This window comes from Pseudomonas sp. MWU12-2029 (assembly GCF_023242425.1).
In the GTDB taxonomy this organism is placed as follows: Bacteria; Pseudomonadota; Gammaproteobacteria; order Pseudomonadales; family Pseudomonadaceae; genus Aquipseudomonas; species Aquipseudomonas kribbensis.
The window spans coordinates 320,248-343,011 of sequence record NZ_JALJDY010000004.1; the positions used below are offsets into that span (position 1 = coordinate 320,248).

Here is a 22,764-nt window from a genome sequence, read left to right on the forward strand (position 1 = left end):
CGACATGCCATGCCGGTTAAGGAAACGACGTGATCACGGCCCAAGCCTTTTCAACCATCGAAGCGATTGATCGCGACGCGTGGAATGCCTGCTTTCCCGAGGAGCTCGAAGACTGGGCCTATTATCGCGCCGTGGAACAGGCCGGCATCGACGGCTTTCACTGGCGCTATCTGGCGCTGTTTGAAGACAACCGACTGATTGCGGCGGTCGTGGCCTTCACCACGGCTTATTCTCTCGACACCACTCTGCAGGGCACCGGCAAACGCTTGAGCCAGTGGCTGCGCAGTTGCTGGCCGGGGCTGTTCGACATTCGTCTGTATGCCCTCGGCTCGCCAGTGGCGGAGCAGTGCCATGTCGGCACGCACCCATCGCTCGATCCGGCACGTTTGCCGGCGCTGTTTGCACGCCTGCTGCAACTGGCCCGCGAGGACGCGGACCAGGCCGGCGTCGGCCTGCTGGCGGTCAAGGACGCTTCCCACCGCAATCCGCAATGGCTCCAGGCCTGCCGCGAGGCCGGTTTGCAAAGCATGCCGGGATTGCCCGGTGCCGAGCTGCCGATCAAATTCGCCTCGGTCGACGCTTACCTCGGCACCCTGGGCAAATCCACCCGCAAGGACCTGCGCCGGACCCTGCGCGGTTCGGGCCCGCGCATCGAATGGCGACGTTCGGTGGACGACCTGCTGCCGACCATGATGCGGCTTTACGAAGCGACACTGGCGCGCAGCGACCTGACCTTCGAATGCCTGCCGGCTGCGTATTTCCGCCAGGTGCTGGAACACCTCGACGAGCGTGCCGCCTGCGTTTTGTACTGGGTGGACGATGAGCTGGTGGCGTTCAATCTGGTGCTGCTGGACGAGCAGCGGCTGGTGGACAAGTTCTTCGCCCACGATCTGGCCCGCACCCGCGAGCACAAGCTGTACATGCGCAGCTGGCTGGCGAATGTCGGCTACTGTATTGAGCACCGGATTCCGATCTACGCGTGCGGCCAGGCCGGTTATGCCAGTAAGCTGCGCCTGGGCTGTTCGTTCATCGGCAATACGGTGTTTTTCCGCCATCGCCACCCCGTACTCAATCACCTGCTGCGGCTGGTGAAGATTTTCATCCGCCCGGACCGTACCGATCCGGCCATGGCGACTGCGATAAGCGAACAACAATAAGCGAGCATGATGAGCAAAGACCGACGCGCCACCGCCCGACCCTTCGCCCTCTCCGGCTGGAGCCTGCAACGCAAACTGGTGCTGGCGTTCTGGCTGGTCAGCGTGATTCCGACCATGATCGCCGCGGAACTCGCGGCCACCACCCTGTCGCAGATTTTCGACAGCAACGTGCGGATCTGGCTGCAGGAATCGACCAAGATCGTCGAGGACGAGATCCGCGAGATCGTGCGTGACAATGCCCGGATCGCGCAGTTGTTCCTGCGCTACACCCGGCCGCCCACGGACCGGCAGTCGGCCCGGCGCGACAAGCTCACCGCCGACATTGCCGACTCCATGGGCATCGACGTAGTCGCGCTGGTGCGCAACAGCGATCACAAAGTGGTGTTCAGCACCGCCGCCGATGACATCGTGCGGCAGATCAGCACCGCGCCCAAAGCCGTGCTGCAAACCCTGCAGGTCGGCGGCGTGGCGACCGGCGCCGTGGTGTCGACCTTCGAGAGCGAGCAGGACGGCACCGACTACAAACTGATCGTGGTGACCTACCTCGATAACAGTTTCCTCACCAGCGTCGCCGACGTGCACTCTCTGGACCTGCGCCTGTACCTGGCCAGGGACGCCGATTTCTCCGAGATCTTTTCCACCCAGCGCTTTGAAGATCACCCGGCAATCGTGCCTGCGAAAATCGAGGATCAATTGCGCAGCACCAAGCTGCCGATCGAGCAGTCGACCAAACGCTACAGCGGCATCTACCGACCGATTCTCAACGAAAACGGCGAACTGCAAGGCGTGGTGTTCAGTGGTCTGCTGCGCCACACCACGCTGGTCGGGCTGGTGAACCAGAGCAACCTGTTCATCCTGATCTTCATCCTCAGCTCGGCGGCTTCGCTGGCGGTGGGCTGGCTGGTGTCGGAGCGCATGACCAAGCCGCTGCGCGGTCTGGCCAAAGGTGTACAAGCGGTAATTGCCGGGGATTACCGCCAGCGCCTGCCGGTCACCGGCGGCGATGAACTGGCGGAACTGAGCAGCATCTTCAACCACATGAGCGAACGCCTCGGCGAGTTGCAGCATCTGGAGTCGCAACTGCGACGCCGCGACCGCCTGCATGCGCTGGGCGAAGTGGCGATGGGCCTGGCCCATGAAATCCGCAACCCGTTGGGCATCATCAAGACCGCCACGCAACTGCTGCACCGACGCGCGGACCTGCCGGAGACCGACAAGCGTCATCTGGAATACGTGGTCAGTGAAGTCAGCCGCATCAACGACCTGATCACCGAATTTCTCGACTTCGCCAAGCCCAGTGCGCCACTGCGTTCGACCCAACTGGCACGGCCATTGGTGGATGAACTGGTGGGCTTCTGCGCCCCGGAACTGGCCAGCCACAACATCGATGTGCAGATCGAGGACCGCGCGCCGGGTGCGACCCTGTACGCCGATGCCCGGCAACTCAAGCAGGCGGGCCTGAACCTGATCGTCAACGCCATCGACGCCATGCCCGACGGCGGCCGCCTGACCCTGGGCATCCACAGCGATCAACACAACACGGTCATCAGCATCAGCGACACTGGCCAGGGCATCGAAGCGGACATGCTCGAGCGGATTTTCACGCCGTTCGTCACCACCAAGGCGTCCGGCACCGGGCTCGGTCTGGCCAAAGTCTTCTCGATCATGGAAAACCATGACGGACGCATCGAATGCGTCAGTGAAAAAGATGCCGGAGCCACCTTCAGCCTGTACATTCCGGCCAACGGTGAAGATTTCGACGAGGACAGCGATGACGCATAACGTACTGGTGGTGGACGACGAGCCCAAGCTCTGCGACCTGCTGGCATCGGCCTTGAGTCAGAACGACATTGTGGTGTTCACCGCCGGCAACGGCCTGCACGCGCTCAAGGTGCTGGAGTCCGAAGACATCGATCTGGTGATCAGCGACTGGCGCATGCCCGGCATGGACGGCCCGCAACTGCTGGCGGAAATCAAGAACCGCTATCCGCAGTTGCCGGTGATCGTGATGACCGCCTACAGCACGGTGAAGAATGCCGTGCAGTCGATGCGCAACGGCGCCTTCGACTACATCGCCAAACCCTTCGACATCGATGAGCTGGACATCACCGTCAGCAAGGCCCTGCAGTTTCGCGACATCCTCAAAGACAACCTGCGCATGCGCGCCGAACTCGACGAGCACCAGCAGATCGACAGCCTGGTGGGCGACAGCCCGAGCTTTCGCCGGGTCTTGAGCGCGATCGATTCGGTGCGCGAAAGCAACGCTACCATCCTGCTGACCGGCGAAAGCGGCACCGGCAAGGAAATGGTCGCCCGGGCCATCCACAAACACGGCAACCGTGCCGACAAGCCGTTTGTCGCAGTCAACTGCGCGGCGATCCCGGAAGGGCTGCTGGAAAGTGAAATGTTCGGCCACCGCAAAGGCGCATTCACCGGTGCGGTGGCGGATCGGGTCGGGCGTTTTCAGCAAGCGGACAAGGGTACGCTGTTTCTCGACGAGATCGGCGAAATGCCTTTGGCACTGCAGGCGAAAATCCTCCGCGCCCTGCAGGAACGCATCATCGAACCGGTAGGCGATCCACGCGAGCGCAAGGTCGATGTGCGGGTCATCGCCGCGACCAACAAGAACCTGCTGGACGCGGTGGCCAACAAGGAATTTCGCGAAGACCTGTATTACCGCCTCAACGTGTTCCCGATTCCGTTGCCGGCCCTGCGGGAACGGGTCGAAGACATTGCGCCGTTGGCCCGGCATTTCGCCCACACGCTGGGCGCTGCGGCGGGCAAACGCTTCAGCGGTTTCAGTGCCGAAGCGTTGCAGGCAATGGCCCGCTATTCGTGGCCGGGAAACATTCGTGAACTGCAGAACTGCGTCGAGCGCGCGACCATCGTGGCGTCCGGCGCCGAGATTGAAGAGCAGGACTTGCCGGCCTATCTGTTCGCCTCACAACCGACCCAGCCGGGAGCGCTGGTTGCCGAAGGCAGCGTGCCGGCCGACCTGGAAGCGGCGCTGGCAGAGGTGGAAAAAGCCTACATCCTCGCCGCGCTGGCCCAGAGCAACGGTGTGCAGGCTGCGGCGGCGCAACTGATCGGGATTTCCGAGCGCAGTTTCTGGTATCGCCTGAAGAAACTGGGGATTCACGTCGACAAGATCGTCCGCTGATCCGGGTTCCCGGGCGTTGCCCGGGAACCTCGCGGCCTCAATTCACCGTGCCGCCCTTCGCCTCGCTCATGATCTGCCGGATCGCCCCGACAAAGGTGTCCACCGGCTGCCCGCCAGTCACCGCGTATTGCCCGTTGAACACCACGGTCGGCACCGAACTCACGCCGCGCGACAGCCACAGTTGTTCTTCCTCGCGCACGTCGCTGGCGAACTCGTCGGACGCCAGAATCGCCTCGGCACGCTGTCGGTCCAACCCCACGCTTTCGGCGATCTGCGCCAGTTGCCCGTGATCGGACGGGTTGCCGCCATCGGTGAAATACGCCTTGAACAGCGCCTCTTTCAACGGCAACTGCAAACCCTCCTCGCCCGCCCAATGCAGCAACCGATGCGCATCGAAGGTGTTGTAGATGCGGCTGTTGGAATCGGTGCGGAAGGCGAAACCGACATCGGCGCCACGGGCGCGGATCACTTCACGGTTCTTCTGCGACTGCTCCGGGGTCGAGCCGTATTTTTCCTGGATGTGCTCGCCGATGTTCTGCCCTTCGGCGCCCATCTTCGGATTCAACTCGAACGGCTGGAAACGGATCTCGGCCTGCACCTCGTCGCGCAGAATCTCCAGCGCCCGCAGCAAACCGTACAGACCGACGACGCACCACGGGCAGGACACGTCGCTAACAAAATCGATTTTCAGGGCAGAACTCATCGCGCACCTCGCACATTTGCTTTAGCTGAAAGCCTGCACGATACACCTCATATGAATGGGGTGTCAGACAGCTCCGGGACACATGAAGATGTCGGACGTATCCGCATGACTGAACCAGGCATACCGCTAGTCTGAAAAGTACCCTGACCTGTAAGTTCTGACAGTCGACAGTCATCAGCAGCAACCGTCCAATCAGATCTTGTACGCCATCCCGTGTTGAGAGCATGGCGCTATCTCTTGGAGGCAACCGCATGGTCAGTTTATCGAGCAACACCAACGCTTCGACTCAGACACTTGTCTTTTCAACGGATCCAAATCCCTTGGGCACAATGGCGGATGTCCCTCCGTTCATCCCGGGGGCGAAAGCGCTGGCAAATAACGTCTACGGCGTGAACCGCAACATGGTGAATAGCGATCGTCGGGGGTTATTGGGTTACTTTCTTCCGTACCCAGCCATGGACAGTCTGGACTCCATACAGTTACGCATCGGGACACCTCCCAGACCTGTCGGAGCCCCCATCCCGGTGGGACTAAACGTCGACAAACCTGTACCGTTTTACCTGCCAACTGATCTTCTGAATCAGTTGTATTCCTTCCCAATCCCCATGCCTGATGCGTTGCCGCTGGTATTCACTGTCACACGCCCCAGCGGAAATACAAATACCTCTCCACCCCTGCCTCTGCTGTTCAAACCCTTCGGTCCTGGCGAAGCAGATACCCGGCCCGATCTTCCCAACAACCAGGGGCTGGCACTGCCGATTCCCTCGGAGACGGTAATCGACAAACCCGTGCTGGACAACGGCATGATCGTCACCGTGCCGCAGTACCTGTATCAGGCAATCGGCGACACGGTTTATCTGATGGTAGGCCCGCTTGTCGTGAGCGTAACGGTCAGCGCTCTGGGGGATGTATTTTTTGACTTGCCACCCGACTTCCTGGCCAGACTGCCCAACACCGACAAGGTGCCGGTCAGTTATGAAATCGTCGATCTGGTGGAGAACGGCAGTGGATGGTCAAGCGCAGTCATGCTTTCCCTGAAGCCTACCGATGTGCTTCTCGCGGCCCCTCTGGTGGATGAAGCGGATGCTGCAAACAATCTTGACTACAGCAGTCTGGCCGGCGCTGCAGCAACGGTTCTTTTGACGGACCAATTCAGCATTGGCGATTATGTAGTACTCACCATTGCCCTGTTTACTTCAGGGGGTGACCGGGTCGAACATGCGATCGAAAGGACGGTGGCGGCCAACAGCCGGCTTTTGCAAATACCGTTGCCAAACGAGCTCATTCGAAACGTCATCAAAGGTCTGTTTACGCTCAGCTATACGAAAGAACGCGGCACGATCATCCAAAACTCCAAGTCCGCTACCGTGACCGTCAGCGCAAGCAAATCCGAAAGCCCCGCCGCCGCCCCGACCATTACCGAACAGCAAGGAGGCGAACTACCTGCGGACACCCCGCTGGCGCATGTCGTGATCCCCAGATACTGGCCATTGGTCAACGGTGCAACGATTACGATGATCTGGCAGATAACCGGATCAGACGGGGTGGTGAACATGTATATGTTCAGTCAATTCATTGTCGATGCAACCCAGGAGGTTGTCTTCACCGTGCTTGCCGAGTACATCGAACGGTTCCCTGGCAAACCATTGATCGTCACCTACAAAATCGAAAAACCGGGAGCGCCCTCAGTCCAGTCCGAACCGTTGCAGCTTCAGATCGGTGCCCCACAAACACAGACGCCTACAATTACCGCTGCAATCAACACCCAGACAAACCAGCCTGTACCTGATGGCGGTACCACGACGGCAGGTAGTGTGACCGTGAGCGGGGATGCATCAGCAAATGAAAACCTGGAGATCCGAAACGGAACGATACTCCTAGATAACACCACGGCGGGATCGAATGGCACTTGGCGCTTCACATTTGCAGTCAGCGGATCCAACAGTTATCAAATAATGGCTAAAGCGCAGTCTGGCGGCCAACCTGTATCGAACACTTGGAGTTTTCGCGTTAGCGCACCTCTTTATCTGGGCCCCAACCATCACCTCCCCTTGTCGAACTATTTTCTGGTGCCCAACCAACCACCAATGTCACCGCCTGCCCAGGGAACCTATCTCCGCACCGCCTCAGGAGGCAGTGGAGGCTTCAACTATCAGTCCTCAAATACCTTAGTCGCGAGAGTGAACCCGACTTCGGGGCTGATAACGGCTTGCGGCAATGGCTCAGCGACAATCACAGTCAGAGACAGCTCGGGTCAAACAGCGTCCTTTGTTCTAACCATATCCGGCATTACCCTGGTGACGCTTGGTGGTCTGGTGAGCTGGCCGGGTTATCCAAATCACATAGAGGGCCAGCGCTGGCGGGCGACAGCACTTTCCGTTACAGAGATGGCTGTATTTCGAGCGATCTACTTCAACGGAACGCCAGTCGCTTCATTTCTCGGTTGGCCCGCAGGTTTGTATTGGTCAAATACCAACAATGATCAAGTGGGAGGTATAGCCTATGCCTATGATTTGAATGCGACGTATGACCGAGGCGCTATCGCCCACCCTGACACCCCTCTCTACCATGTCAGGAAAATCTGATCAGAAGCTCGTCATATCGGTTTCCGATCAGAACAAAAGCCCATCACCGTCCACTGATGCGATGGGCTTTATCGGAGGCCCTGCCCCTGCGCGCGACGGCGCCCTTACTAGAGCAGATTGCGCTCGCCCACCGGTTCGATCTGCGCCCAGTGCGAAGTGTCTTCACGATGTTGCTGCAAATACGGCAACACCGCCGCCAGCAATGGCGCCTTGAACGCCTCCTGAAAGCGATGGGCCAGCCCCGGAATCAGCTTCAACTGGCTGCCGCGAATGTGCGCCGCCAGATGTACGCCGTGCATCACCGGCAGCAACGGATCGGCGGTGCCGTGCACCACCAGGGTCGGCACCCGCAACTGATTGAGCAGCGCCACCCGGCTCGGTTCGGCGAGGATCGCCATGATCTGGCGCTTCACGCCTTCGGGGTTGAAGGCCCGGTCATAGGCCACCGCGGCCTGATGCAGCAGCATCTGACGATCATCGGTAACCATCGGACTGCCCAGCGCTGCCAGTAGATCCGCCTGTTGTTCCAGCGCCACTTCGCGATTGGGGGCACCGCGCCGCGACAGCAACTGCACCAGCGCCGCGCTCGGTGCCGGCAGGCCTTCGGCACCGGAGCTGGTCATGATCAGCGTCAGGCTTTCGACCCGTTGCGGCGCCATGGCCGCCAGGTGTTGGGCGATCATCCCGCCCATGCTCGCGCCGAGCACGTGGAATTGCTCGACGTGCAACGCGTCCATCAGGCCCAGCGCATCCTCGGCCATGTCGGTCAGGCTGTAAGGCGCCGCCACCGGCAGGCCGAGTTTGTAGCGCAACACTTCAAACGTCAGGTTGGCCTCGGCCGGTGCCTGGCGCCAGGTGGACAGACCGACATCTCGGTTGTCATAGCGGATCACCCGGAAACCCTGCTGACAGAGGGCGACCACTACTTCGTCCGGCCAGTGGATCAACTGCCCGCCCAGGCCCATCACCAGCAGCAACGCCGGATCCGACGCACGACCGATGCTCTGGTACGCCAGGCTCACCTGTGCCAGATCGACCCGTTCGGTCGGAACATTGACATCACAACGCGACGCCGCAGAAGACGCCGGAACGAAAAAAACCGCGGCCAACAACGCCGCGATTGCAAAAATTCCCTTGAACATGAAAAACACCGAAACGCAGAACCCCAGTAGAGCGCGAGTCTGATGAAGTTTGTTCAAGCGCGCTGCCACAGTTCGATGACAGTTTGATGAAGAGTGCCGAGCGGTCGAACGGGCCGATAACTATGTAGCACCCGGGCACCCGCTGATTTTCCTTGAATGGCGCTTGAGTGGAGCGGATCCGCCGCCCTTCCCTTGAGCTCCATTGCCATGATCGAACGCTTCTTTCTAGTGAACACTCCTGCGCCATTACCAGCGTTTCCCGGTTTTGCCGCCCTGCCCGCGTCTGTCGATGAAAGCCTGCTGCACAGTGCGGCCACCCGCCGACAGACGTGCAGCGAAGGATTGCGACAACTGTGTGCCGGCGTACCGTCGGTACGCGAGACGCTCAACCGGTTGCTCCGTCAGGAACTGGACCTGGACGGTGAGCAGGCTGGTTTGTCGTTCCCCCCGGGCGATGGATACCCGGAGCGCCGGGTCAGCCTGGTGACAGCCTGTGCCTTCGTCACCCAATCCCCGCGACCAGAGGAATGGCTCGACAGTCAATGCCGGGTGACCGGTGTGAACAGCAGTCATGCATTGGCGGCACTCCCCCCGTCGCAACTGCTCGCGCGGATCAAAGCCCTCGAACCGGCACTGGCGCTCGATGAGCGCTGGAATGCCTACTGGCAAAGCCGCGCTCCGGGTACGCCCCGTTCCCGCCGGGAACAGGCCAGCCGGTTGTATCGCGGGCATATCGAGGCGGCCGCGCAAATGGCCTTCGCCCGACGCACAGTGACAGCCGACCAGCTTCAGCCACTGTGGTCGCTGATGGGGGAGCCGGGTACACGGCCTGCGGCTGACGATACCCTCGGCGTCGAGCTGCCGACCTTGTGCCTGCACAATGGCGTGCGGGTGAAACCGCCGGCGGCCTGGGTCATCAGCCGTGGAGACGACGCCGCACAGTTGCTGTACGTGCCTGATCAAGCGGACGCGATCCAGGCTTTCGCCCGGCGTAGTGATCTGCATACCTGGCTGGCACAACAGCCATTGGTGCCCGCTGGCCTGCCGCTCGAAAACCTTCAGGTCGAATACATTCCGGCCGGGCAATCGCTGGTCACGGCGGTCAACGAATGGCTGTTGCAGCAGCAAGTCGCGCAGGTTGCTGCCCTGCGCAACGGCACGGATGGAACGCGCGGTCTGGCCGAACAGGGCCTCCACGCGCTGGACCTCGCCGACAGGGTCGACCGGCAACGCAGCATGGCCGTCTTCTGCGCCCCGCCCGGCCTGGACAATCAACCGCCCGGCGCCCAGCCAGCGGAGGAAGACGAAGTACCGCTGTTCGGCAGCCTGCACCCCGATATTCCCCGTTCCCTGCGACAGGCCAGCGTCACCCGGGCACACGATGCGCTCGAGGCATCAAGCGATGGCGACACCCTGAAATCGTTCGAGGCGCTGCAAACGACACTGGAAACGGCCGAACAGGCCGCCGATCTCGCAGCACGCGCCCTGCTCTATCGCGAACGGGTGCTGGACCTGACCAGCTTCAACCGCCAGTTCACCGCGCTGTACGACGCGCACATGCAAGGTCTGCGGGCGGAAGCCGGGATGCAACGGGCACTGAATCGCCTGAGTGTCGAAGAGCATGACCGGCTCATCGCATGGCTCGATGCACCTGACCGAACCGATGCCGACTGGGTGGTGAAAAGCCTGACACTGTCACTGACCGAATCCGCAGGAGGCAAAGTCACCAACCATCGCCAGACACTCCATGGCCCGCTCGTACTGATGTCCATGAGCTCGATTCAGAGCCTGTTGCTTTACTGGCCCGGCAGCGGTGGCGGCCTGCAGCGATTCGCCAATCGCCAGGCACTTGAACGGCACGTGTTCAAGCTGCACGCCAATGACGCACAGCAAACCTTGCAATTGAACACCCTGACCGGTGACCCGTTACTCTCTATGTTGAATCAGTTGACCGGCGAGTTTGAAACCCGGGCGGCAACGATTCGCCAGCGATACAGCGAGCCATCACAGGCACAACGGCGTGCAGATGAACTGGAGCAACTGCGCCGCAAGACACTTCCCCTGCTACAGGTGCCTGTCGATGCCGCACGACGCCTGGCGCTGCTTTATCGAATCCAGCAGGAACGCAGCGCGACCCTTGCCACACAGGCACCCGCCTGGCTGGCCAACCTGAGAGACAACGAACAAAGCACGCTCAAGACGCTGATCCAGGCCTGGATCAGCGCGATGCACCGCAGTCATGAGCTGCTGACCGTCGCGTTGCCACCCCGGGAGGACTTCACTCGCCAGCATTTGTACGCCCGACTGCGTCGGGACTTTTCTCTCAAGGGGCACTTTTCGGTACAGCTGGATCTGCCGGAGTCGGTTGCGCTGCAAAAACAGGCCTTCAGTGCCTCCGGTGCACCAGGCACCCCGCAAAAAGTGGTCGCCATCCCCAGCGCCAGCCGCAGCCGGATGTCCCTCGAAACCCTGGCCCAGCTCAATATCGACAACACCCCGTCGATGAACCTTGAACAACTGCCACTGCGCCTTGGCTTCATGCGCGTCGAAGTCAGCGCCACCGATGAGCAGGAGCGTCAGACCCTCACTGCTGGTATTACCCAGGCCTACCTGCGCAAACTGATACCGGAGCTGGACCTGCCCAAGGCCTACGAACAAAGGATTTACGACACCTTCAAAGGCACGACCGATGAACCACCGTTCCAGCGCGAGCACCGTCAGGAGTGCCTGCTCGAACCCTGGCGGGTGATGCTCAGGCTGCAAGGCCGATGCGCACAGTTGCAGCACCACATTGGCGGCTCTGACCTGAGCCTGTTCGAAACTGCAATCGATGCCGACACAGCCGACGCCTGGACCACCGCCGGTCGACGCATTGCGTTGCTTCCGGCATTCCTCGCCGCTGGTGGCACTGATACACCGAATGAAGGCCCCACCACGCTGTCGGGAGTGACCTTCATCGAAGAACAATACAGCGGTACGACGCTGCTCTATCTGCCGGACGCTCCCGACGCGAGGTTTCTGCGCCGATACGACAGCCTTGAAGCCGCCCGTAAGGATCTGTTCAATCGTTGTAGCCAGGACGAGATGATCCACTATCTGGCCGACCGGGCCTTGCAAGGCAGCGTAAACGCCCACGAACGTCGCATCGCTCAGGCGGTGGACAAACGCTTCGATGCCATGATCGGTGTCGGCCCGCGCTGGCCGGTAACCACGTCGCTGGCCGCTCATCTGCTCAATGCGCACATGGGGCGTCTGATCGAGGTCCATCGCGGCTCCTCGCGCTCCAACGATGCGTTGTATCGGGAACGTTATGCCCTGCAGGGCACACGGGTGTTCGATTACCTGAAAATGGCCCTCGGCATGCTGCCATTTGTTGGCAGTGCCATCGCCCTGTACGACGCCTGGAACGCGGCCAACCAGGCAGTAGCCGCTTTTTTGCGAGGCAGGCTCGGCGACGGCCTGGCCGAAGTCGAATCGGTGTTGCTGTGCCTGATCGACGCGCTGATCGACATCGTGCCTGGCGCCGGTGCAGCCCTGACGGCCCGCTCGGCCACCCGTGCCCGCCTGCTGCGAAATCTGATCCCGGAGGTCGGTACGCTGACCGTTCCCGATGCCCGACAGGCCCGGCGCATCGTTGAGCGTTTTGCCGGTTACGAATACGAGCATCCCATTTCGCTGGCAGGCCTGCGAGCGGCCGAGGGAGGCGTCTGGCGCAACATTTACCGCCACGCCGACGGTGATTTCATCGTCCGGCAGGGCCGGATCTATCAGGTCGAATGGAGCCGCGATTCCCGCAACTGGCGCCTGCGCGGTACTTCGCAGAATACCTACAGGCAACCCATCGCCCTGAACGAGGCCGGAGAGTGGGACACCTGGTTCGGCGTCTACGGCACCACCTTCGAAGGCGGGGGTGTCGGTGGTGGCAGCGTGCTCGGGCATATGGCCGATACACTCGACCCGCTCTGGCCACTGGCAATCCGTGAGCGTTTTCCGCGCTGGCTGGTTGACCGGACCTATCGTCGACATCATCAACTGACGCTTGAATGCGATGACCTGAGTTACCGTCTCGATCTCCAGATCGAGCGAAGCGACAGGGCGATCAACGCTTACTGCCAGGCCCCCGATGACGCTCTGCTGAGAAACGTCGCACAGAAAGCCTGCGACGAGGATATCGCCCTGCTCACCCGGCAGTACCAGACAGCCGCCGAGCTGCGCGTCCTCACCCATGGCAACAAGTTGCGCGCCCTGCTTGAAATACAAAGCCAGGACGCCGCAAGGGTGACCGACCGGCTCAAGCACCGTGTCTATATGGCCAACCACCGGATCTACAAATGGCTCGACGAGATCGACACCCGGCACGCAACCCTCGATGCCCTGCCGGACAACTCGATTGCCGAACGCCTGGCTCTTCTGCAGGAAATGCGCAGATTGCGCGTCGATGTGACCACCGCCATTGAAGAAGTCGAAGCGCTCATGGGCGATATGAACCGCTGGTACGCGCTGATCGGGGTACGTGCGGACAAGGCCAGACTGACCGAGGCCGTCACCTATTTGAACGGGCGCATGAACGACTTCAATCTGGGTTACCTGAAGACCGCTCACCGCCTGGAGTCCATCAAGAATTTCGAAAACACCGGTGATGTTTCCTGGCTCTACCTGCAACAACGGTCCTGGCAACTGCGTGTGGACATGGATCGGGCCCTCTTCACCCAGTTCAGCCTGTCCGAAGTCAGCGCCAACCGGGCGCAGCGCATGCAGATCCTGGGCAACTGTCTCGACACCTACGCCCGATACTGCCGGGAAATGAATCAGTGGACGACCAGCTATCCACAGTACTTTCACATGGAAGAATTCGAACCGTTGATGGCCGGCATCGAAGCCATGGCCGAACGCGCCAGGAAGGCTATCGATCATCCCGCACCACCTCGTACAGCGGGACAAAGCGAGAAGAAGATTTTCCAGACCGAAGACCAGCAATGGCTGATCGGGGTGGAAAACTGGGAACCCAGAACCCGCAAGCGGCAGTTCGTGCTGAACCACGGCAAAGCGGGCCGGGAAGTCTGGGAGCAGGCTGACAACGGCAAATTCCGCCTGCTGGCGGTGAACACACCGCAGCCCGCGCCTTCCCGGAACCTTGCATCGTTGCTGGCCGACGCTCGCAAGCGTCTGGACGGGCAAGCGGCCTATCAGGTCAAGGTGCAGGGACACGCCGAGCGCGACATGCTCCCGGTGGATCTGGAACACATGATGGTCAGCGAAGCCGATGACCTGAGCCATCGGGCCAGAGACATTGAAGCGATATCGGCAGAGAACCCGATCATCGGCGAACTGAAATCGAAGGCCGACGAATTGCGCCTCACCGGGCGGCAGCTGCGTACCCGGCAAACCCTGATGAGTCGAAAACTCACAGACGGCATGCTCGATGACCTGCTCCGGCAGAACGCCGTGGAAGTGCGCAAGGTGGCCCTGATGAAACAACTGCGCAATCGCGCCGACGGTCGTCCCGACCATCTGCAGGAATACGAAATCCACGACCTGAGTGCCCGACCGCCGCGTCTGCTGTGGTATGCGCATTTCCACTACAACAAACCCAGGCCGTCATTCGCAGAGTTCGAGAAAGCGCATCTGAAACTGCCGGAGCACCGCTACCTCACTCACGCCGACAATGCGGCGCTGCCGTATGCCGACATCGGCAAACGCTCGCCGGTTCTGCCCTGGTTCGAAGCGTTGTAAAACAAAAAGGGGAGCGGTTGGCCGCTCCCCTTTTTGCTGTGCGTCAAGCCAGCTGACTGCGCAGCTGCCGCGCCGCCGCGACCATGTTGACCAGCGCTGCTTCCGTCTCCGGCCAGGCACGGGTTTTCAGCCCGCAATCGGGATTGACCCACAACCGCGCTGCCGGAATCCGTTTCACGGCCTTGCTCATCAGCTTGACCATTTCCGCCGTGTCCGGCACCCGTGGCGAGTGGATGTCGTAGACGCCCGGGCCGATGTCGTTCGGATAGTCGAACGCTTCGAAGGCATCGAGCAATTCCATGTCCGAGCGCGAGGTTTCGATGGTGATCACGTCGGCGTCCATGTCGGCAATCGCCTTGATCACGTCATTGAATTCGCTGTAGCACATGTGAGTGTGGATCTGGGTTTCATCCTTCACGCCCGAGGCGGTCAGGCGGAACGCTTCCACCGCCCAGTCGAGGTATTCCTGCCATTGTGCGCGGCGCAGCGGCAGGCCTTCGCGGAACGCGGCTTCGTCGATCTGCACGATCTTGATCCCGGCGTTTTCCAGATCCACCACTTCGTCCCGCAGGGCCAGCGCCAGCTGCTGCGCCTGGACTTTACGCGACACGTCTTCGCGGGGGAACGACCACATCAGCATGGTCACCGGGCCGGTCAGCATGCCTTTCATGACCTTGTCGGTCAGGCTCTGGGCATAAGTGATCCAGTCCACGGTCATGGCGCTCGGACGGCTCAGGTCGCCGTAGATCACCGCCGGTTTCACGCAGCGGGAACCGTAGCTCTGGACCCAGCCGAAGCGCGTGAACAGGTAACCGTCGAGCTGCTCGGCGAAGTACTCGACCATGTCGTTGCGCTCCGCTTCACCGTGCACCAGAACGTCCAGACCCAGGCGCTCCTGGACCTGCACCGCGTGGCGGATTTCGCTGCGCATGGCATCGTGGTAATCGTTGGCCGACAGCTTGCCCTGCTTGAACGCCTGACGGGCCAGACGGATCGAACCGGTCTGCGGGAACGAGCCGATGGTGGTGGTCGGGAATGCCGGCAATTTCAAACGTGCCTGTTGCGCAGCGATGCGCTTGGCGAACGGCGAATGACGCTGGCTGTCGCTGGCGTTGATCGCCTCGATCCGCGCCTGCACATCGGCCTTGTGGATACGCGGCGAGCGAGCGCGGCTTTCCTGAATGGCGCGGCTTTCGGCCAGTGCGTTTTGCACTTTCGGTGCTTGAGGATCGTTCAGCGCATCACGCAGCACGGAGATTTCGGCGCACTTCTGCACGGCGAATGCCAGCCAGCTTTTCAGTTCCGGATCGAGCTTGTCTTCGCGCTCGACATCCACCGGACTGTGCAGCAACGAGCAGGAACTGCTGACCCACAGATTGTCGCCAAAGCGTTCCTGCGCCGGTTGCAACTGTGCCAGTGCCTGCTCCAGCTCGCAGCGCCAGACATTACGACCGTTGACCAGACCCACCGAAAGAATCTTGTAAGTCGGCAGACGATCCAGCACCTGACCGAGCTGATCCGGCGCACGCACGGCATCGATGTGCAGGCCTTGTACCGGCAGGCCGACGGCGAGGCCGAGGTTGTCTTGCAGACCGCTGAAATAGGTCGCCACCAGTTTTTTCAGCGGCGAGTACTGAAGGATGTGATAGGCGCGTTCGAAGGCGTTTTTCCAGGCCTGCGGCAGGTCAAGGGTGAGGATCGGTTCGTCGATCTGCACCCACTCCACGCCCTGTGCGGCAAGCCGCCCGAGGATTTCGTTGTACACCGGCAGCAGGCGCTCGAGCAGGTCGAGCTTGTCGAAGTCGTTGCCTTTCGCCTTGCCCAGCCAAAGGTAAGTTAGCGGGCCGATGATCACCGGTTTGACGTTGTGACCGAGGGCCTTGGCTTCTTCGACTTCATCGAACAACTGCTCCCAGCTCAGCTTGAATTGCTGGTCTGCGCTGAACTCCGGGACCAGGTAGTGGTAGTTGGTGTCGAACCACTTGGTCAGCTCTTGGGCGTATTGGGTCTTGCCGTGCTCACCGCCGCAGCAGGACGACGTGGCGCCTCGGGCCATGGCGAACAGCGTGTCGAGGGTCGGCAGGCCGCGTTCGTCGCGCACACCGTCAAAGCGCTCGGGGATCACACCGAAGGTCAGCGAGTGGGTCAGCACCTGGTCGTACCAGGCAAAGTCGCCGACCGGCAGCAGGTCGATGCCGGCGTCTTTCTGCAACTGCCAGTGAGTGGCACGCAGTTCACGGCCGACCTGATTCAGGGCGGCCTGATCGAGATCGCCTTTCCAGTAGGCTTCGAGGGCTTTTTTCAGTTCGCGGTCAGCGCCGATGCGCGGGAAACCAAGGGTGTGGGCCACGGCCATGTCGAGTGTTCTCCATTGCGTAAAAGATGGCGCCATTGTCGACAGCCAGGGCAACATGAGACAAACTCAACCTTTTCGTGTTGATCACAAATTTTCCTCATGGAGCCTGCGGTGCTTGAGATCCGTCACCTGAAAACCCTGCATGCGCTGCGCGAAGCTGACAGCCTGGTGGATGCGGCCGACCGCCTGCACCTGACCCAGTCCGCGCTGTCCCACCAGTTCAAGGAACTGGAAGAACGCATGGGCATGCCGTTGTTCGTGCGCAAGACCAAACCCGTGCGTTTCACCAGTGCCGGCCTGCGCCTGCTGCAACTGGCGGACGCGACCCTGCCGCTGCTGCGTGGTGCCGAGCGCGATATCGCGCGCCTGGCCGGTGGCACCGCCGGGCGTCTGCACATGGCCATCGAATGCCACAGCTGCTTCCAGTGGCTGATGCCGACCATCGACCAGTTCCGCGATGCGTGGCCGGAAGTCGAACTCGACCTGGCCTCGGGGTTCTCCTTCGCCCCGCTGCCGGCGTTGGCCCGGGGTGACCTGGATCTGGTGGTGACCTCCGACCCGCTGGAAATCGCCGGCATCACCTACGTGCCGCTGTTCACCTACGAAGCGATGCTCGCGGTCGCCAACCAGCATGCTCTGGCGAGCAAACCGTACATCGTCCCCGAAGACCTGCTGACGGAAACCCTGATCACTTATCCGGTTGAACGCGATCGGCTGGACATCTTCACCCGCTTCCTCGAACCGGCCGACATCGAACCGGCGCAGGTACGCACGTCAGAGCTGACGGTGATGATGATGCAACTGGTGGCCAGTGGTCGTGGCGTCTGCGGCATGCCGCACTGGGCGCTGCATGAATACAGCTCACGCGGTTACGTGAAGGCCAAGCGGCTGGGTGAGAAAGGTCTTTTTGCAACGCTGTATGCGGCGATCCGTGCCGACATGCTGGACGCGCCGTACATGCGCGATTTTCTGCTGACGGCCAAGGACACGTCGTTCTCGACGCTGGATGGGGTCAGCGCGGTTCGTTGAGGCGTCATACCGAAACGGGTGGCAACCGTTCGTCTTGAAACCACGTTCACCTGTCAGATCTGACAGTAGGCGGCTATGCGTTTTCGCTGTGTGATGGAGGCCTGACTCAATTGGCCGACCTGCCGGGAGACCGCAATGAATCTTCAATCACAAGCAGTGAGCGCCGCGCTGGCCCTGTTTCCGGTGTACCCGCCGCAATGGGTAACCCCGGTGCAGCCGCCGTCGATTGCCCATGGTGGCATTCCCCTTTCTGCAATCACGCCGCAGGGGCTGGAGGTCATCATCGAGCCGATCACCGGTTTGCGGAATTGGGGCATGGCGGCTTTTGATGTCGCGACGTTGTTCGTCAACAGCGTTCGCACCAACGTCAGCAAAACCATCATGCCGGGTGAGGAAGGCAATCGCTTCCTTCTGCACCTGCCGGAGCTCTGGTTCACCAACGGTGTCAACGACGTGTTTTACCGAGTGACTCGGATCAGTGGCAATACAGATGACTCGCTCACGCTCCAACTGCTGTACCACAAGCCCGCGCCCACCATCACCGTCAGCCATCCTCCCAGCATCGGTCCGGGACAGCCAGCGGTCATCACCCTCACCGTCGGTTACGCACGGCCTTACGACACGGTCACTTTGACCATTGGCACCTGGAGCATCACGTTCACCAACCCCGATCACACCAAACCGATCACGCATACCCTGACCGCCGCCGAACTCCAACAGATCGGCGACGGCACTCATCCGGTGAGTGCCCGGGTGATTGATCAATTGACCAACAGCAATGTGTCGGCGACGACCACTATCACCATCGGTACGAAACAGGTGGTGGAACCAAGAATCACATCGCTGACAGACACTTCCGGGGCAAGCCTGCCCAACGGCGGTTCAACCATTCAGACCGGTGTCACATTGAGAGGGACTGCTGCCCCCAATCAAACGTTGCAAATTCTGCTCAACGGCACGGTGAGGCAAAACGTCACCGCTGACAACAGTGGTAACTGGAACTACAGCATTTCGGGGCTGGCGGTTTTTTCTCACACGTTCATTGCCAGGCCAGTGCCCGCCGGCGCGCCGGATTCAGCGCCATGGCGAGTCAATATCGTGTCGGAATGGAAAGATGATTACACCGACTTTCAGAACGGCTCTTACAACGGCTGGCTCCTGCATAATGCGGCCCGCTCCGGCTATATCCGGATACACGCAGGCGTGCAGGCATTCTTCAATTTCACAGATCAAGGTTCGATAAAAGGATTTGCCGGGACGGTGATGTACAAGGACTTCGATTGTCTGCCGGGAACCTATTCCTTCCGGATGCAAGCCTGCCACGTTGCCGATAGCCCTGCACCCGGTATTCCGAACCCGATCCTGCAATTGCAGTGCGGCATCGAGGGAGGTGATGGCGCGATACGCGAAGTACCGAAGAACGGTGTCTGGTATGACTTTCTGTTGAACATCAATGTCCCCGCCCGCCGTATCGTCCGCTTCTACATCCAGAACCATCAAGACAACGGCTACGGTAATGACTTCGGTATTCGCAACATCAGCGTGATCCGCAGCAGTGGGGGTGGCGGCGGAATCATGGAGTCAATGGACGAGGCCCCGCTCTATAGTGGCCCGCCTCTTCCAGCACTACCATTGGTCTGAAGCACGAACAAGGGTGAGGCCAGGCGTCTCTCTCGTTCATTCATTGCGCTAGACGTGAACTCGCCTCACACCACATATGGATCTTGTCGAAGTAATCCTCGCCGACCCGCACCGCCATCGGTTCCAGGCCGAACTGGATGAAGCCGCAGCGCTGGTACAGCTTGAACGCCGCGTCATTGCCGGCGGTGACGGTCAGTTGAATGACCTTCAGCGCCGGATGCTGCTGCGCTTCCACCAGCACCGCCTCCATCAACTTCAGGCCCAGCCCGCGCTGACGAAATTCAGCCGACACATACATGCCGAACACCGTTGCCTTGTGCCGGGCCTTTTCCCGAGGCTCGAACGCCAGGCCGACGATGCCCGCCAGGCGGCCTGCTTCGAACGCGCCAAACACCGCGTCGAGCTTGCTGGTCAGGCGCGACTCCCACCAGCTCAGCGGCATCGCCGCTCGCTCGCGCACGCTGGAGGTGAAGGCCTGCGGATGCCGGTCATACGCTTCCAGCATCAATTCCCGATAGGCCAGCGCATGACTGGCATCCAGCCGTTCGATCCACATGCTCAAGCTGCCTTGCGCTGCTCAAGCATCAGGCGCACCGCCAGGCCGCCGAGCACGAAGCCCATGAAATAACGCTGCGCCGCCAGCCATGACGGGTTGCTGGCGAACCACGAGGCGATTCCCGCCGCCGACAGGGCGATCAACAGGTTGACGCTGAAACTGACGCTGATCTGGGTCAGGCCGAGGATGATGCTCTGGCTGAACACCGAGCCGTGTTCCGGCGTGATGAACTGCGGAAACACCGAGAGGTAGAACACCGCGATCTTCGGGTTCAGGGCGCTGGTGAGAAAGCCCATGGTGATGAGTTTGCGCGACGAGTCCGCCGGCAATGCCTGCACTTCGAACGGCGAACGCGCACCGGGTTTCACCGCCTGCCAGGCCAGCCACAGCAGGTACAGCGCACCGGCCCACTTCAACACTTCATAGGCCATCGGCACCGCGAGAAACACCGCCGTCAGACCGGCTGCCGCCGCGAACATATGCACGAAGAACCCGGCCACCACGCCGAGCAGCGACGTGACCCCGGCCTTGCGCCCCTGACAGATCGAACGGGAGATCAGGTAAATCATGTTCGGCCCCGGCGTCAGTACCATCAACAACGCAGCAGCGGCAAAAATCAGCAGGTCTTGAAGCGGGATCATGACGAAGTCCTTTGTACGAATGATCAGGCGATCGCGGTCAGCGAGGCTCGATAAAACGGCAGGATCAGGTCGCGTGTCAATGGGGCGAGAACCACATCGCCGTCAGTGGCCGGGTCGATCCAGATCACCTCTTCGATCTCGGCCGCCGGGGAGACTTCGGTGTCGATGGTCAGTTGAAAGATCTCGGCCTGCACGACGAATCCTGGCTCGTTGGCGGCCGGTGCCGAGAACTGGCCGAGAAAACTCGCCTGCGCCGGATCGATCACCAGCCCCAGTTCTTCTTCCAGCTCGCGGGCCAGCGCATGCACCGGCAGTTCATGGGCCTCGATCTTGCCGCCCGGTTGCATGAACGCGGTGGTATCGCGCTTGCGCACCAGCAGGGTCTGGCCTTCGGGGTTGAGCAGCAGCGCGGCGGCAATGCGAATGGTGCGGGGGGAAACAGCGGATACAGAGGTCATGGGTCAGCCACCGGCCTTGGGAAAAACCGCAAGGATCCCATGCCGGCCGCGCCAGCGTCACCTCATACGGTCTCAAGACTGGGCCAGAAGCGCCGCTTCGCCCTCCTCCGGGACTTTCACGAACACCTTGTATTTGGCCCCCTCCATGGCTTCGAAACTGATCAGTTTGTCCACCAGCAGCGCACTCAGCACCTTACCGGCATTGAGCAGCAACATGCCGTTGTCGGCATTGAGGTTGCGCGCCAGGATCATCCCCGCCGCCAGCTCCCGGGTGCCCAACACCTTGACGCTCGGATCGGTCAGGGTGATGTCGCTGACCATCGCGCAGACCTTGATGAAGTCCTCGATCAGCTCGGGATCGTAAAGTCTGCCGGCATACTGGCGCAGGTACAGCAACGCCTCGTCGCTGTTCATCTGCCGTTCGAGAATCAACCCGCGCTGCAACTCGACGAAATCCACCGCCAGTTTCAACAGCCGCGAACCCAGGGGAATGGCCTCGCCCTTGAGCCGGTCGGGAAACCCGCTGCCGTCCCAGTGTTCCTGATGATGCAGGATCAGTCGTGCGGCATCCTTCATCGGGTCCAGGGTCATCAACAGCGACTCGCTCTGTTTCGGATAACCCCGATAGCGGTCGCGGTTAGTGCTGTGCAACAGGTCCGACGGGGTGGTCATCATGCTGTCGGTCCAGCTCAGCTTGCCGATGTTGTACAGCGCGGCGGCCATGGTCAGGTCGCGGCTGGCGGCTTCGTCCAGCCGATGCACCTTGCAATAGCCGCGTACCAGTTCGATGATCTGCCGGTTGGTCTGCTTGGCTGGCGGCAGGCGCAGGTTGGCCAGCAGCGAGAACACCTCGGTGCCGGTCACATAGCTGTGCTTGAGCTCCTCGTAGGCCAGATCGAGCATGTCGGCGGTCTGCTGCAACTCGGCGGTACGAGCGCTGACATGTTTTTCCAGGGTGCTGTTGAGCAGCTTCAACTGATCGTTCTGCACCCGGGTCAGTTGCTCCAGACGCTCGCGCTCGCGGGCCAGATGCTGATGTTCCAGGGCCTGGCGCAGGATCAGCAGCATCTCCTCGTCGTTCCAGGGCTTGCTGATGTAGCGGTCGATCTGGCCCTCGTTGATGGCCTTGATGATCGCCGAAGGGTCGGCATAGCCCGTCAACATGATCCGCGTGGTCGCCGGGTACAGCTGACGAACGCTGGCCAGCAGCGTGGCGCCGTCCATATTGGGCATCCGCGCGTCACTCATCACCAGATCGACCGGGCGTTGCGCCAGCATTTCCAGCGCCTGGGCACCGCTGCTGGCGAGCAACACCTCATAGGGCTGGCCACGCAGCAGGCGGCGCAGGCTGTTGAGGATCGACTCCTCATCATCGACCAGCAACACGGCAGGCCGATGGACCGGAGTCGGGGCGGATTGCTCTTCCATGGCGTGGCCTCGCGAAAGACGATGGACGTGGCAGGCGTGTCGACAGACCTCCTCCCTTGCCCGCGCCTGAGTGACAGGCTAGATGATTTTTGCGCCGGGACCGCGCAAGTCATCGGGTAAGGCGAAGTCCCCACAGGGCAACTATGCTCAAGTCGCTGGACGACACCATCAGCCT

At 61.0% G+C, this 22,764-nt stretch carries 14 protein-coding genes; 7 read left to right on the forward strand and 7 right to left on the reverse strand.

Features of this window, described 5'->3' with window-relative positions; all coding sequences use genetic code 11:
* Positions 1-29 precede the first annotated feature (29 nt).
* The 3 genes from M5B44_RS11935 to M5B44_RS11945 are packed head-to-tail and all read left to right on the forward strand — an operon-like array spanning position 30 to position 4,317.
* A complete protein-coding gene (locus M5B44_RS11935; RefSeq protein WP_248739263.1) occupies positions 30-1,157 on the forward strand; it encodes a GNAT family N-acetyltransferase in 1,128 nt (375 codons plus the stop codon).
* A 6-nt stretch (positions 1,158-1,163) separates the two neighbouring features.
* Positions 1,164-2,939: a sensor histidine kinase gene (locus tag M5B44_RS11940; RefSeq protein WP_114885259.1), complete on the forward strand. Its 1,776-nt coding sequence runs from the start codon at positions 1,164-1,166 to the stop codon at positions 2,937-2,939.
* A complete protein-coding gene (locus M5B44_RS11945) occupies positions 2,929-4,317 on the forward strand; it encodes a sigma-54-dependent transcriptional regulator (RefSeq protein WP_248739264.1) in 1,389 nt (462 codons plus the stop codon). The genes M5B44_RS11940 and M5B44_RS11945 overlap by 11 nt, the downstream gene beginning before the upstream one ends.
* A gap of 37 nt (positions 4,318-4,354) precedes the next feature.
* Here M5B44_RS11945 and M5B44_RS11950 read toward each other — a convergent pair whose 3' ends face one another.
* Positions 4,355-5,020: a DsbA family oxidoreductase gene (locus M5B44_RS11950; protein WP_114885263.1), complete on the reverse strand. Its 666-nt coding sequence runs from the start codon at positions 5,018-5,020 to the stop codon at positions 4,355-4,357.
* A gap of 251 nt (positions 5,021-5,271) precedes the next feature.
* Between M5B44_RS11950 and M5B44_RS11955 the strand changes: the two genes are divergently transcribed.
* A complete protein-coding gene (locus M5B44_RS11955; RefSeq protein ID WP_248739265.1) occupies positions 5,272-7,605 on the forward strand; it encodes a hypothetical protein in 2,334 nt (777 codons plus the stop codon).
* A gap of 107 nt (positions 7,606-7,712) precedes the next feature.
* On the opposite strand, the gene M5B44_RS11960 is transcribed toward M5B44_RS11955, so the two are convergent.
* A complete protein-coding gene (locus M5B44_RS11960) occupies positions 7,713-8,747 on the reverse strand; it encodes an alpha/beta fold hydrolase (RefSeq protein WP_248739266.1) in 1,035 nt (344 codons plus the stop codon).
* Between the two features lie 207 nt (positions 8,748-8,954).
* On the opposite strand from M5B44_RS11960, the gene M5B44_RS11965 reads away from it, so the two are divergent.
* Positions 8,955-14,480, forward strand: coding sequence for a dermonecrotic toxin domain-containing protein (locus M5B44_RS11965; RefSeq protein WP_248739267.1), 5,526 nt, complete (start codon positions 8,955-8,957; stop codon positions 14,478-14,480).
* Between the two features lie 43 nt (positions 14,481-14,523).
* Here the strand turns inward: M5B44_RS11965 and metE are convergent, their stop codons facing one another.
* Entirely contained in the window at positions 14,524-16,836 is a 2,313-nt protein-coding gene (metE, locus tag M5B44_RS11970; protein WP_248739268.1) for a 5-methyltetrahydropteroyltriglutamate--homocysteine S-methyltransferase, read from the reverse strand.
* Positions 16,837-16,947: 111 nt separating this feature from the next.
* Between metE and metR the strand changes: the two genes are divergently transcribed.
* Together metR and M5B44_RS11980 are read left to right on the forward strand one after the other, a co-directional pair.
* Positions 16,948-17,865, forward strand: coding sequence for a transcriptional regulator MetR (gene metR, locus M5B44_RS11975; RefSeq protein WP_096818509.1), 918 nt, complete (start codon positions 16,948-16,950; stop codon positions 17,863-17,865).
* A 135-nt stretch (positions 17,866-18,000) separates the two neighbouring features.
* Positions 18,001-19,506, forward strand: a complete 1,506-nt coding sequence (locus M5B44_RS11980) for a hypothetical protein (RefSeq protein ID WP_248739269.1) — start codon at positions 18,001-18,003, stop codon at positions 19,504-19,506.
* 40 nt (positions 19,507-19,546) lie between these two features.
* On the opposite strand, the gene M5B44_RS11985 is transcribed toward M5B44_RS11980, so the two are convergent.
* The 4 genes from M5B44_RS11985 to M5B44_RS12000 all read right to left on the reverse strand — a co-directional run bounded on the left by M5B44_RS11985 (position 19,547) and on the right by M5B44_RS12000 (position 22,589).
* Positions 19,547-20,062, reverse strand: a complete 516-nt coding sequence (locus tag M5B44_RS11985) for a GNAT family N-acetyltransferase (protein ID WP_248739270.1) — start codon at positions 20,060-20,062, stop codon at positions 19,547-19,549.
* 2 nt (positions 20,063-20,064) lie between these two features.
* On the reverse strand, positions 20,065-20,703 hold the full coding sequence (locus M5B44_RS11990) for a LysE family translocator (RefSeq protein WP_248739271.1): 639 nt from the start codon (positions 20,701-20,703) through the stop codon (positions 20,065-20,067).
* A 23-nt stretch (positions 20,704-20,726) separates the two neighbouring features.
* Positions 20,727-21,161 (reverse strand): NUDIX hydrolase, encoded by a 435-nt coding sequence (locus M5B44_RS11995; protein ID WP_248739272.1) that lies wholly within the window; start codon positions 21,159-21,161, stop codon positions 20,727-20,729.
* A 72-nt stretch (positions 21,162-21,233) separates the two neighbouring features.
* On the reverse strand, positions 21,234-22,589 hold the full coding sequence (locus M5B44_RS12000) for an HD domain-containing phosphohydrolase (protein WP_248739273.1): 1,356 nt from the start codon (positions 22,587-22,589) through the stop codon (positions 21,234-21,236).
* Positions 22,590-22,764: the final 175 nt, after the last annotated feature.

What these genes read in the sequence shown, in the direction of transcription:
- M5B44_RS11985 (WP_248739270.1), bottom strand. Translation starts at nt 20,062, where the DNA reads ATGTGGATCGAACGGCTGGATGCCAGTCATGCGCTGGCCTATCGGGAA.
- M5B44_RS11940 (WP_114885259.1), top strand. Translation starts at nt 1,164, where the DNA reads ATGATGAGCAAAGACCGACGCGCCACCGCCCGACCCTTCGCCCTCTCC.
- M5B44_RS12000 (WP_248739273.1), bottom strand. Translation starts at nt 22,589, where the DNA reads ATGGAAGAGCAATCCGCCCCGACTCCGGTCCATCGGCCTGCCGTGTTG.
- M5B44_RS11960 (WP_248739266.1), bottom strand. Translation starts at nt 8,747, where the DNA reads ATGTTCAAGGGAATTTTTGCAATCGCGGCGTTGTTGGCCGCGGTTTTT.
- M5B44_RS11950 (WP_114885263.1), bottom strand. Translation starts at nt 5,020, where the DNA reads ATGAGTTCTGCCCTGAAAATCGATTTTGTTAGCGACGTGTCCTGCCCG.
- M5B44_RS11995 (WP_248739272.1), bottom strand. Translation starts at nt 21,161, where the DNA reads ATGACCTCTGTATCCGCTGTTTCCCCCCGCACCATTCGCATTGCCGCC.
- M5B44_RS11990 (WP_248739271.1), bottom strand. Translation starts at nt 20,703, where the DNA reads ATGATCCCGCTTCAAGACCTGCTGATTTTTGCCGCTGCTGCGTTGTTG.
- M5B44_RS11945 (WP_248739264.1), top strand. Translation starts at nt 2,929, where the DNA reads ATGACGCATAACGTACTGGTGGTGGACGACGAGCCCAAGCTCTGCGAC.
- metE (WP_248739268.1), bottom strand. Translation starts at nt 16,836, where the DNA reads ATGGCCGTGGCCCACACCCTTGGTTTCCCGCGCATCGGCGCTGACCGC.
- M5B44_RS11955 (WP_248739265.1), top strand. Translation starts at nt 5,272, where the DNA reads ATGGTCAGTTTATCGAGCAACACCAACGCTTCGACTCAGACACTTGTC.
- M5B44_RS11980 (WP_248739269.1), top strand. Translation starts at nt 18,001, where the DNA reads ATGAATCTTCAATCACAAGCAGTGAGCGCCGCGCTGGCCCTGTTTCCG.
- M5B44_RS11965 (WP_248739267.1), top strand. Translation starts at nt 8,955, where the DNA reads ATGATCGAACGCTTCTTTCTAGTGAACACTCCTGCGCCATTACCAGCG.